General features: G+C 63.3%; 11 protein-coding genes and 1 pseudogene. 6 read left to right on the forward strand and 6 right to left on the reverse strand.

Annotated elements, in window-relative coordinates; translation table 11 throughout:
• The 3 genes from MR825_RS04835 to MR825_RS04845 form a co-directional block, all read left to right on the forward strand.
• The coding region (locus MR825_RS04835; protein WP_287878934.1) for a 4-hydroxyphenylacetate 3-hydroxylase C-terminal domain-containing protein at nt 1-139 on the forward strand (139 nt) is incomplete at its 5' end.
• Nucleotides 140-142: 3 nt separating this feature from the next.
• Nucleotides 143-1,450 carry an acetyl-CoA hydrolase/transferase family protein gene (locus MR825_RS04840; protein WP_256176561.1) on the forward strand — a complete coding sequence of 436 codons (1,308 nt, stop codon included), beginning with the start codon at nt 143-145 and terminating at the stop codon, nt 1,448-1,450.
• A gap of 87 nt (nt 1,451-1,537) precedes the next feature.
• Nucleotides 1,538-1,840, forward strand: coding sequence for a hypothetical protein (locus MR825_RS04845; RefSeq protein WP_256176560.1), 303 nt, complete (start codon nt 1,538-1,540; stop codon nt 1,838-1,840).
• Nucleotides 1,841-2,221: 381 nt separating this feature from the next.
• On the opposite strand, the pseudogene proC reads toward MR825_RS04845, so the two are convergent.
• Both proC and MR825_RS04855 read right to left on the reverse strand, forming a co-directional pair.
• Nucleotides 2,222-3,064, reverse strand: a pseudogene (proC, locus tag MR825_RS04850) (pyrroline-5-carboxylate reductase); the annotation flags it as partial.
• 15 nt (nt 3,065-3,079) lie between these two features.
• Nucleotides 3,080-3,535: a helix-turn-helix domain-containing protein gene (locus MR825_RS04855; protein ID WP_186906955.1), complete on the reverse strand. Its 456-nt coding sequence runs from the start codon at nt 3,533-3,535 to the stop codon at nt 3,080-3,082.
• A 234-nt stretch (nt 3,536-3,769) separates the two neighbouring features.
• On the opposite strand from MR825_RS04855, the gene MR825_RS04860 reads away from it, so the two are divergent.
• The gene (locus MR825_RS04860; protein WP_256176559.1) at nt 3,770-5,380 is read left to right on the forward strand and encodes a CTP synthase; all 1,611 of its coding nucleotides are present in this window, start codon (nt 3,770-3,772) and stop codon (nt 5,378-5,380) included.
• Between the two features lie 117 nt (nt 5,381-5,497).
• Here MR825_RS04860 and MR825_RS04865 read toward each other — a convergent pair whose 3' ends face one another.
• From MR825_RS04865 to MR825_RS04875, 3 genes are read right to left on the reverse strand one after another with little or no spacing between them, the layout of a single operon-like run.
• A complete protein-coding gene (locus MR825_RS04865) occupies nt 5,498-6,199 on the reverse strand; it encodes a hypothetical protein (protein WP_287879225.1) in 702 nt (233 codons plus the stop codon).
• Nucleotides 6,200-6,257: 58 nt separating this feature from the next.
• On the reverse strand, nt 6,258-7,664 hold the full coding sequence (locus tag MR825_RS04870) for a Sapep family Mn(2+)-dependent dipeptidase (protein WP_186906952.1): 1,407 nt from the start codon (nt 7,662-7,664) through the stop codon (nt 6,258-6,260).
• Complete coding sequence (locus MR825_RS04875) at nt 7,664-8,344, reverse strand: helix-turn-helix transcriptional regulator (protein ID WP_243204689.1); 681 nt, start codon at nt 8,342-8,344, stop codon at nt 7,664-7,666. The genes MR825_RS04870 and MR825_RS04875 overlap by 1 nt, the downstream gene beginning before the upstream one ends.
• A 138-nt stretch (nt 8,345-8,482) precedes the next feature.
• Between MR825_RS04875 and MR825_RS04880 the strand changes: the two genes are divergently transcribed.
• Together MR825_RS04880 and MR825_RS04885 are read left to right on the forward strand one after the other, a co-directional pair.
• A complete protein-coding gene (locus MR825_RS04880; protein WP_186906951.1) occupies nt 8,483-9,007 on the forward strand; it encodes a transcription repressor NadR in 525 nt (174 codons plus the stop codon).
• A 139-nt stretch (nt 9,008-9,146) separates the two neighbouring features.
• A complete protein-coding gene (locus MR825_RS04885) occupies nt 9,147-10,817 on the forward strand; it encodes a Na+/H+ antiporter NhaC family protein (protein WP_287879228.1) in 1,671 nt (556 codons plus the stop codon).
• A 154-nt stretch (nt 10,818-10,971) separates the two neighbouring features.
• Here the strand turns inward: MR825_RS04885 and MR825_RS04890 are convergent, their stop codons facing one another.
• Entirely contained in the window at nt 10,972-11,901 is a 930-nt protein-coding gene (locus MR825_RS04890; RefSeq protein WP_243204688.1) for a DDE-type integrase/transposase/recombinase, read from the reverse strand.
• Nucleotides 11,902-11,935 lie beyond the last annotated feature (34 nt).

Raw genomic sequence — 11,935 nt, forward strand, 5'->3', positions numbered from 1 at the left:
CACCGCCGCCGTGGGCTACCGCACCGAAAGCCTGCACGGCGCCGGCTCCCCCCAGGCCCAGCGCATCATGATCGCACGCCAGGGCAACCTCCAGCACAAGAAGGAGCTGGCCAAGACCATCGCCCATATCAAGGAGTAAGCCATGGCCGACTGGAACGCTTACTATGCATCCCATACCGCCTCCCCGGAGGAGGCGGTGGGGCTGATCCGCTCCGGCGACCGGGTGGTGGTGGGCCACGCCTGCGGCGAGCCCTCCTGCCTGCTGGACGCTCTGGTGCAAAACGCGGCGGCCTATGAAAATGTGGAGATCGTCCACATGGTGGCCATGGGCAAGGCGGAGTACTGCAGGCCGGAGTATGCCGGCGCCTTCCGCCACAACGCCCTCTTCGTGGGCGGCGCCACCCGGGACGCGGTCTTTGAGGGCCGGGGGGACTTCACCCCCTGTTTCTTCTGGGAGGTGCCCGGCTTCTTCCGGGACCCGGACGTGCTGCCGGTGGACGTGGCCCTGATCCAGGTGACCCCGCCGGACGAAAACGGAAACTGTTCCCTGGGCGTGTCGGTGGACTACACGTACCAGGCCGTACAGCAGGCCAGGACCGTCATCGCCCAGGTCAACGACCAGATGCCCTTTACCCTGGGCCTGCATTCCACCGTCCCGGTGGAACAGATCACCTGCTTCGTGCCCCGCAGCACGCCGGTCATCGAGCTCTCTCCCCCCAGCATCGGCCCGGTGGAGGAGGCCATCGGCCGCAACTGCGCCGCCCTCATCCGGGACGGCGACACCCTTCAGCTGGGCATCGGCGCCATCCCGGACGCGGTGCTCCGGTTCCTGGGCGATAAAAACGATCTGGGCATCCACTCCGAGATGTTCTCCGACGGCGTGGTCGAGCTTGTGGAGCGGGGCGTCATCAACAACCGCCGCAAGACCCTCCAGCCCGGCAAGAGCGTGGCGGCCTTCCTCATGGGCACCCGGAGGCTCTACGACTACGCGCACCGCAACCCCGCCGTGATGATGGCCCCGGTGGACTACGTCAACGATCCCCGCGTCATCTGCCAAAACGACAACATGGTCTCCATCAACTCCTGCGTCCAGGTGGACCTGATGGGCCAGGCGGCCTCCGAGACGGTGGGCTACAAGCAGATCTCCGGCACCGGCGGCCAGGTGGACTTCATCCGCGGCGCGGCCATGTCCAGGGGCGGCCGCGCCATCCTGGCCTTCCCCTCCACGGTGAAGGGCAGAACCTCCAAGATCGTCCCCCTCCTGGACGAGGGCGCCGCCGTCACCACCAGCCGGGACGACGTGGACTATATCGTCACCGAGTACGGCGCCGCCCACCTCAAGGGCAGGACCCTCCGCGACCGCGCCCGCGCCCTCATCCAAATCGCCCACCCCGATTTCCGTCCCGACCTGATCCGCCATTTCACCCGCAGGTTCCACTGCGACTGGTAGAAGCGGCTGCGGGAAAGGCGCCCGCCAGCCGTCCCACCGCCGGCTCCCTCCTGGAGCCGGCGTCCCAACAAAAAGGAGGAATGCCGGATGACACGCCGGGATCGAACCCAGCCCGGTTCCCTGGCTGAGCATGCCGTGACCGGCGTGCGGTACTGCGGCGGCTGTAATCCGCGCTACGACCGGACGGCACTGGTCGGCCGGCTGGCGGAGCGCTGCCCCAACGTCCGTTTTGTGCGGGCCGAGGCCGGCAGGGAGTACGACGCGCTGCTGGTCGTGGGCGGCTGCTGCGCCTGCTGTGCCGATATCAGCGGCCTGGCCGGCCGCCGGGTGGTCCGCCTGCGCCGGGCAGAGGACCTGGAAGAAGCGGCGGAAATCCTCGCGGCCTTATAGAATACACGCCGAAGGGGGCCCCATTTGGGGCCCCCTTCGGCGTGCTGAGACCGTATCGTCATCGTCCGCTTCGCAGAGTTCACCCCCAGGGGGTGTGCCGCGTCCGTAAGGCGGCGCAGCCGCCGCCGTCTCCGCGCCGCCCTGCGGGGTTGCGCTCCAAAACCCTCCGGAGGGCCTTCCCGCGCTTGCACGCGCCCCTTGACGCGCCTGCACCCCGGGCGCGGACAGACGGCGGAACAAAATCAAAGACGGTCCATTTCAGGACGCATCGGGCGGCCTTTTCGCAGGAAGCCGAACCCTGCCCATCGTCCACCCGTCTGCCGAAACAAGTCCTTGGGCCTGTTTCGGCAGACCCAAAGAAGGCTCCTTTCCGGTTCAACGCTATTTGCCCAGCGCGCAGTTTTTTTCAGTGGACTGGACCACAGCCCGGGCCACGGCGCCGCGGAAGCCGTGCTGCTCCAGGGCGGCTACGCCCATAATGGTGGAGCCGCCGGGGGAACAGACCGCATCCTTCAGCGCGCCGGGGTGTTTCCCGGTCTCCAGCACCATCGCCGCACTGCCCAGCACCGCCTTGGCGGCCAGGCGCATGGCCAGCGCGCGGGGCACGCCGGTCTGCACCGCGCCGTCGGCCAGAGCCTCGATAAACAGGTAGACATAAGCGGGCGTGCAGCCGCTGACGCCGCCGGTAATATCCATGGCGCTCTCGGGAATGCGCTCAAAGTCGCCCGCGGCGGCGAACATGCGCTGGAATTCGGCAAAGCGTTCCTCGCTGACCTCGCCGGGGTCCTGGGCGCTGCTGGCGAGCAGGAGCATGCCCTGTCCCACCAGGACGGGCGTGTTGGGCATGACCCGGATCACGGGCACATCCACCTCCAGGCAGGCCTTGATGGCCGCCACGGGGATCCCGGCGGCGATGGAGACCAGCACCCGGGGCTTGCCTGCCCGGACGCAGGCCGCCAGCGTGGGGGAGAGGCCCCGCACCACGTCCCGCATGACGTTGGGCTTGACGCCAAGGACGATGTACTCGGCGTGCGATGCCACATCCTCGTTGTGCTCCGCCGCAGCGCAGCCCACCTGAGCGGCCAGCGCCCGGGCCTTTTCCGGCGTGCGGTTGGCAACGACGATCCGGCGGGGGTCCATGGACTTGCCGGCGGCCACGGCCAGCGCGCCGCCCATATTGCCCGTACCGATAAATCCAAGCTTATATTCCATCAAACGTCCTTCTTTCTGCGCGGCCGCTTACCGTCCGCCGGCCAGTTCTTTGCGGATCAGGTTGGCAAGCAGGGCCTGGCCCTCGGGAGAACGAAGCGTATCCAGCACGATGGAGCGCAGCAGCTGCTGGGTCTGCTTGCTGGCCAGCAGGGCGTCCAGCATCCCGCCGCCGGGCTGGGACGGCTGGGCCTGCGGCGGCGCGGGACGGGGGGCGGGCGCAGGCCGTGCCGGTTCGTCCTGATCCCAGGCGGCATCCATCCAGGTTTCCTGCCGGGTGCGGTCGTTGCTCTCGCCCCGGAGATAGAACAGCGAGACCCCAAAGTAGCCCGCGAGCTTCTCCTGCTGCTCCCGGGACGGGGTCTGGCGGCCGGTCTCAAACTTTTCAACGGCGCCTTTCGGCAGCCCGAGCTCCGCCGCCAGGGCCGGGCGGCTCAAGCCCCGTTCCGTACGCAGCGCTTCAATCCTCTGGGCCAATGTGACCATGATGACGACCTCCTGATCGGGTTGGTAATTTAACATTATAGCACAGAAAAAGCCTGATCACAACAGGGTTTCAACCTTGCGAAAAAAGTTGCAGGAGAGAAGGCGTTTTCTTGCAGATAGCCCTTGACGGGCCCGGCCCGGCGCAGTAAAATGAAACAGATTTTTTGTGAGAAGAAGGCGGGGACAATGGCGTCCCGGGGCAATGGCGTCCCATGCTGCATGGGAGGAAACACAATGGCAAAGTATATCTTTATCACCGGGGGCGTGGTCTCCGGCCTGGGCAAGGGCATCACGGCGGCGTCCCTGGGGCGGCTGCTGAAGGCCAGGGGACTGAAGGTGGCCCTCCAGAAGTTCGACCCCTATCTCAACGTAGACCCCGGCACCATGAGCCCCTACCAGCACGGCGAGGTTTTCGTCACCGACGACGGAGCGGAGACCGACCTGGACCTGGGCCACTATGAACGCTTCACCGACGAGAATCTGACGGTGCATTCCTCCGTGACCTCCGGAAAGGTCTACTGGTCGGTACTGAACCGGGAGCGGGAGGGCGCCTACCTGGGCGGCACCATCCAGGTCATCCCCCATATCACCAATGAGATCAAGGAACGCATCTACCGGGTGGGACGCAACGAGGGGGTGGACGTGGTGCTCACCGAGATCGGCGGCACGGTGGGCGATATCGAATCCCAGCCGTTTCTGGAGGCCATCCGTCAGGTGGCGGCCGAGGTGGGGCGCCAGAACGTGATGTACGTTCACGTCTCCCTCATCGTGGCCATCCCCGGCTCCGGAGAGCTTAAGAGCAAGCCCACTCAGCATTCGGCGAAGGAGCTGCTGGCCCTGGGGATCCAGCCCGATGTGATCATGGCCCGCTCCGAGTATCCGGTGCCCCGGGACATCATCCAGAAGATCTCCCTCTTCTGTAATATCCCCCCCGAGAACGTGATCCCCAACCTGACCGCGCCCATCCTGTACGAGGTGCCTCTCATGCTGGAGGAGGAGGGACTGGCCGACGTGGTGTGCCGGCGGCTGGGGCTGAACTGCCCCGCGCCCGATCTGGAGGGCTGGCGGACCATGGTGGAGCGGGCCAAAAACGCCACGCAGCAGCTGGAGATCGCCCTGGTGGGCAAGTATACCGCCCTGCACGACGCCTATCTGTCGGTGGCCGAGGCACTGACCCACGGAGGGATCGAAAACGATGTGAAAGTGTCCGTCCGCTGGGTGGACTCCGGGGGCGTCACCGACGAAAATGCCGCCCAGGTGCTGGCCGGATGTGACGGGGTGCTGGTTCCCGGCGGCTTTGGCGACCGGGGGGTGGAGGGTATGATCTCCGCCGTACGATACGCCAGGGAGCATCAGGTGCCCTATTTCGGCATCTGCCTGGGGATGCAGATGGCGGTAGTGGAGTTTGCACGCAACGTGGCGGGCCTGGCGGGGGCCCATTCCAGTGAACTGGCCGACACGCCCCACCCGGTCATCGACCTGATGCCCGACCAGCGGGACGTGACCGCCAAGGGCGGTACGATGCGCCTGGGGGCCTACCCCTGCCGCTTCACGCCGGAGGCGGTCAGGGCCCCGGCGGCCTACGGCGCCCAGGAGATCAGCGAGCGGCACCGGCACCGCTATGAGTTCAACAACGACTACCGTACGGTGCTTACCAGCAAAGGCTTGACGCTGGCAGGCCTGTCGCCCGACGGGCATCTGGTAGAGGTGGTGGAGCTGCCGGAGCACCCCTGGTTTGTGGGCGTGCAGTTCCACCCGGAGTTCAAATCCCGTCCCAATAAGGCTCACCCCCTGTTCCGGGAATTCATCCGTGCAGCCAAGCGGTACAGGGAAGCGTCCCTATGAAAACCAGCGTGACCCGGCCCCCATTCGGGGCCGGGTCACGCTGGTTCAGACGGTCCAAAAGTGGCTTTGCCGCTTGTTCGATAAGCTGAAACAGCGGGAAAGGCAGCCTTGTGCTTCTCAGAAATTATAGTCGATGATCAGCCAGTCCAGATCGTCATAGTCGGACTGGGGGATGCTCCACAGATCCTCTTCGTCCCGGACTACTTGGACCACCTTGCTCTCGGCTTCCAGATAGCCGGATTCCGGCAGCTTTTCCAGCGTCAGGCCGATGATCATCCGGGCCCAGGCGGCGTCGTAGGCATGGTATTCCTCGTCCGTCATGGCGTTTACGTCCAAATCCGAGTAGGCGGCGTCAAACGCCTGCACCAGGGAGGAGGCGGGCGTGTCGGAGGTGAGCTCGTCGGCGACCAGATGAAATACGTCGATGGGCTCCACCGTAACCTTCACGCCATAAGTGGCGTCGTCGATCTTGGCGGCGGGGTCCACCGTGAACCTGGACCGGGCATAGACCTGCCGGTACAGATCCACGGCCTCGTCCAGGACGTCGCCTTCCATAAAGTCGATCCCGAACACGCCGGCAAAGTAATTGGCCTCGACCTCCAGGCCGTCCAAATAGTCCTCCTCGGCCTCCTTTTCCGAACAGTCGATCCGTTCCAGAAAGTCCGCGTCATACTGGCCGAGATAATTGCGGTCCAGGATGCCCTGGACGTATTGCGTGGCGACCTCGGTGTTGACGCCGCTGCCGCCGCAGGCCGCCAGGGACAGGGCCAGGGCGGCCGCCAGGGCCGCGGCACAGGCGCGCGTGCAGATGTGCCTCATGGGGTCACGTTCCCTTTCTTTGCTCTTTTCTGTGTCTGAGCCGCCCCGGAGCGGCGGCTCAGGCGCACACGTCAATGATGACCTGCGTGAAGATCTTGCAGGCGGTGAGCAGATCCTGAATGCAGGTGTGCTCGTCGGCACCGTGCATGTTGCCGTTGAAGCCGGGCATGCCGCAGCCGAAGGCCACGCCGCCGGGGATATCATGGACGTAGGTGCCGCCGCCGATGGCCAGGCACTCGCCCGTGCGCCCGGTATACGCCTCATAACAGCGCAGCAGCGTCTGCACGAAGGGAGAATCGGCGTCGGTATGGTGCGGGGCGTCCATGCCGCCCTCCACGGTGAAGCCGAATTTGGCAAAGGCGGCCTCCGCGGCCAACTTGCAGTTCTCTTCCGTGGCGCACAGGGGGAAGCGGCTGTCAAAACGGCCGGAGAGGCCGTGCTTGTTGACCTCCAGCAGGGAGAAGGCCAGCGTCAGCGCGCCGGAGACGGCGTCGGACTGGGCGATGCCCAGAGCGCGGCCCGCGCAGTCCCCGTGGGGGAAGAGCGCGTTCAGGGCATGGAGCGCGGCGGTGCTGCCCACCTTGGCCAGCGGCAGGGCGCACAGCAGATGCAGCAGCGCGGTGATGGCGTTGTTGCCCTCCTCCGGCAGGGAGGCGTGGGCGCCTTTGCCGTGGCAGAGGATGCGCAGGTCATCCCCCGCTTCGCTCAGCTCATAGACCGCTCCCGTCTCGGCGGCGGAGCGGTCGCAATAGGGACGGGCGGCCGCGGCGGAGAGGCCGGTGACCACACATTCCGCCTCGGGCGGCAGCACGTTGATGCGAAAGCCCCCCTGCAGCGCCGTGACCCTGGGGGTGGCGGTTTCCGGAGCCCAGGTCTTGGTAAAGGCGGGCTTATAGCTGCCCTTCTCAATGTTGATCACGGGGAATTCCGCATCGGGGGAGAAGGTATAGGGGGCGTAGGGCTCCCGGGCATAATAATAGGCGATGTCCCCGGAGCCGCTCTCCTCATCCGTGCCCAGGATCATGCGTACGTTGTAGTTCAGCTCGACCCCCAGCTCCCGCACGGCCTGCATGGCCATGAGGGCGCATACCACAGGGCCTTTGTCGTCGTCGGCGCCCCGGCCGTAGAGCATGCCGTCGACCAGCTTGGGCGTATAAGGCTCCGTCACGGTCCAGCCGGTGCCCTCGCCCACCACGTCCAGATGGCCCAGGATGTGCAGGCGGGTCTCTTTTTCGTTCAGGTCGGCGGTGCCCACATAATTTTCGTGGTTTTGGGCGGAAAGGCCCAGCTCCCCGCAGAGTGCGAGCGCTTCCGCCAGCGCGGCGGCGGGGCCGGGGCCGAAGGGCATGCCCGGCTGTGCGTCCTCCCGTACGCTGCGGATGCGCACCAGGCGGGAGATGGCCTGAACCAATTGCTCCTGACGCTTGGGGTCGTCAAAATAGGCTTCGATCTGCGCGCGGTCCATCAGGGTTCCTCCTTTTTTGATTCGTTCCGTCCCCCGGCGCTCCCGGAAAGCTCGCCCAGGTATTTGTACACCGTGTACCGGGATACCTGGAGCCGCTTGGCCGCAAAGGGCACCGATTTGCGGAAGGAAAACGCGTTTTTCTGATCCAGAAGAGCGATGATCTTCATCCGGTCCCGTTTGTTCAGGGCGTTCACCGGCTTGCCCACCGCCGCCAGGCACTCCTCAAACACCTGGTCCAGCTGCCCTTCGCCGCCGTGCCACATGGCGCTTTGCAGGTCGGCCTCGGCGCTCATCAGGTCCACCAGGATGCGGTTGGCGTAAACCAGGGAGGAGTAATCGAAATTGATGCCCAGGGCCAGATTGTAATCCGCCCCGATCAAATGGAAGGTGCTGCTCTTAATCTGCTGTCCGGACGGGGTTGTGGCATACAGATTGACAAAGTCGGTGACCAGAGCGTCCTGATCCAGCTCCCGTGCGGTCCCCAGAATATCCAGTGTGGAGCCGACCGTCCGGCCGGAGACATGTCCATTGTAGATGGACAGAATGGGATGGCGCGGATCTCCCATGTCGTGGACCAGCGTCTCGCAGGTGGAGCCGAACATCTCTGCAATGCCCCGGGCCGTGCGGTCCAGAAATTCAAAGGCCTCGTCCCGATCCATCCGCTCCACGTCCTTTCTCAATACAGGGTCCTCCGTCCACTGAGGTTACCCTCTATTTTACGCGAATAAGGCCCAAAAAGCAAGGCGATTTGCGTGGGCGCTTCAAACATGTTATACTGGCCCCAGCAGCCAAAAATCGTACAGTTTGGAGGGACGTTTATGGCCTCACTCAGCGCGGGAGAACGCCGCCGGGCGGTGCACGAGATCCTGCGGGCGGCGGACGGACCCGTCAGCGCCGCCGCGCTGGCGCGCCGCTTTTCCGTCAGCCGTCAGATCATTGTGGGAGACGTGGCCCTGCTGCGGGCTGGCGGAGCGGATATCTCCGCCACGCCGCGGGGGTATCTGGCCGGGCGGGGCGAGGCGGGGGTCACAGGCAGCGTGGCCTGCGTCCACACGCCGGAGCAGATGGGGGCGGAGCTTACCGCCATCGTGGACGCCGGGGGCGAGGTGGTGGACGTGATCGTGGAGCACCCGGTCTACGGACAGCTTACCGGCGTGCTGCGCCTGCGCTCCCGGTACGACGTGGCGGAATTTCTGCGCCGGGTGGCGGAACACGAGGCAAAGCCGTTGTCCGGGCTGACCGGCGGGATCCACCTGCACACCATCCGCTGTCCGGACGGCGATACTTACCAAAGGGTAATCAAAGCCTTGGAAAATCAGGGGTTTTTGCTCAAGATGCGGTAATTTAACAAGTTAAAGTAAGCGGTGTATAGCAAATTTGCCGAAAAAGTATTGCTAAATTGTGAATGATGGTGTATCATATACGTGAATCCTTGGGTTGGGGAGGCTTTTAGGATTCGCAATTTTTAAGGGAGGGCTATGAATGAACTCAGCTCGCATGAGAAAATTTGGCAAGCTACTGATCGTTCTGTTCGCGCTCGCATCTGTACTTATGACCGTCGCCTTTGCAGAAGGGGACGGAGAAGCGGTCAGCCGCTTCTATGGCACCATCTGGTCCCTGCTGCCGCCTGTGGTGGCAATTGTTCTGGCGCTGATCACCAAGGAAGTCTATTCGTCCCTGTTCATCGGCATCATCGTGGGCTTCCTGCTTCAGGCCGACTTTAATCCCATCAACGCGTTCAATCTGTTCATCACGGAGCTGGGCGGCAATATCGGCGGCAACGCCGGTATCCTGATCTTCCTGGTCATTCTGGGCACCATGGTGGCCCTGATGATCCGGGCCGGCGGCTCCAAGGCTTACGGCGACTGGGCCGTCGCTCACATCAAGACCAAGTCCGGCGCCCTGTGGGCCACGTTTATCCTGGCCATCGTGCTGGGCGTGGACGACTACTTCAACAACCTCACCACCGGCAACGTCATGCGTCCCGTGACCGACGGCCACAAGATCTCCCGCGCCAAGCTGTCCTATATGTGCGACGCCACCGCCGCGCCCGTTTGTATCATGATGCCCGTTTCCTCCTGGGCTGCCGCCGTTACCGGCGTCATCAACAACGAGGAGCTGGGCTTCCAGATCTTCCTGCGGGCCATCCCCTATAACTACTACGCGATTCTCACCATGGTCTTCATCATCATCATGACCGCTCTGAATGTGGACTACGGTCCCATGAAGACCCACGAGGATAACGCCGCCAAGGGCGATTTGTACACCACGCCTGAGCGTCCCTTCGCCGGTGCGGAGGAGATGAAGTTCAACCCCAACGGCAAGGTGATCGACCTGATCATTCCCGTGATCATCCTCATCATCGGCTGCGTGGGCGGCCTGATCTACGCTGGCTATCTGAACGGCGGTACTACTCTGCTGGATATGTTCGCCAACACTGACGCGTTCTTCGGCCTGCCCTTCGGCTCCGGTATCGCGCTGATCGTCAACTTCATCTACTTCATGGTCCGGCGTTCCATGAAGTTCACGGAACTGATGGACTGCCTGCCGGAGGGCTTTAAGCAGATGGTCCCGGCCATTCTGATCCTGTGCTTTGCCTGGACCATCGGCGGCGTGACCCGCTACGGTCTGGGCGCCCCTGAGTTTGTGGCTCATATTGTGGAGCAGATGGGGCCCGCGCTGCACAACATGCTGCCCGCCGTGGTATTCCTGATTGCCTGCGGCCTGGGCTTTGCCACCGGCACCTCCTGGGGTACCTTCGGCATCCTGCTTCCCATCGTGCTTGAGATCTTCACCCCCGGCGGCTTCGACAACCTGACGGTTGATGCGCTGAACAATGTGCCCATCCTGATGGTCGGCATCGGTGCCACCTTGGGCGGCGCGGTCTGCGGCGACCACTGCTCGCCCATCTCTGATACGACCATTATGGCGTCCTCGGGTGCACAGTGTTACCATTTGAACCATGTGGCTACGCAGCTGCCCTACGCTCTGACTGTGGCCGGTATCTCCTTCGTCAACTATGTCATCACCGGTCTCATCATCGACTATGTGCCTCAGATCGTATGCCTTGTGATCGCTATCGCCACCACCGTGGGTACCATGCTGGTGATTGGCAAGGTAAATCACTCCATGCGGGTACACTCTGTCCGCTGAGCAGGCGCGAAGCGGTGTCTCTGAGAGAACACCATAGGTAATTGCTTACCGGGAGGTCTCATTGATTTGAGACCTCCCGGTTTTTGCCTGTCCGCCGCAGGGGCCGGGAACTGGCATGGAGTTTGTATCAAACAGGAGCATCAAAAAATGTAGGTTAGTCAAACATATTGGACAGTGGACTCTGCGGGAGAAAGCCGGTGAAGGGGCCCCATGGGGAAGTTGTTGGAGCGGCGGTTGTGGATGGCGAGCTGGTTTTTAAAGTCGTCCAAGGAAAAAAAGTGTGAGAAGCATAGAACCGTTTCTGGTCCTCCCGGTGTCTACGTTCCACTTTACCGTTGTGGCGGGGTGTATAAGGACGGATGAGTTTGTGCCGGATGCCTGGTTTAGCGGCGGCAGCTTCAAACAGGGTGGGAAGGTCCCACTTGCTGTTGGGAAAGCGGTTGGTGAACTCAAAACCGTTATCCGTTTGGACGCACTCCACCCGGATGCCTCGGCAGGCATACCACTTCCGCAACTTTTTCAGGAAATCGGCGGAGGAGTAAGTCGTTTGCTCGGGGTAGGAAGCCGGGAAGCGCAGGCGGGTGAACTCGCCAATAGCCGTATATTGGAACAGGCGAAGCTCCTGGTCTGCAATACGCCTGCGGGGCACTACTTTCACATCCACCTGGACCCGCTGGCCGGGATAGGTCATCTGCTCGTAAGGCTTGGGTTTGTATGCGTTTTTCTTCTCGGCCTGCGGGAACAGTCCCAGCTTGCGCATGACCCGGAACAAGCTCTCCGGGCGGCGGGTATAGCCCCGCTGCCGCAGGCGGTGCCACAGTTCCACCATACCTAACTTGGGGTTTCTGCGGCGCATATCCCGGATCAGCTTCAGATCCGCCTCTGTGTGCTGATTGGGATGGCTGTGCGGGCGTCTGGACGGGCAGGCCAGGGACTGCACCGTCCCGTCCCAGCGGGTCTTCCAGAAGTAGATGTATGACCGGCTCTTGTTGTACTTCCGGCTGGCGCGGCTGACCCCGTAGTTCTCCGCGTATTTCATCAGGGATTGCCGATACGCCATGTCTTGTGTTATACGCTTGCTCATGAAGGATATGGCCCCCTCTCATCAAGTTGTTGTG

Source organism: Lawsonibacter sp. (assembly GCF_022777125.1).
Classification (GTDB): Bacteria; Bacillota; Clostridia; order Oscillospirales; family Oscillospiraceae; genus Lawsonibacter_A; species Lawsonibacter_A hominis.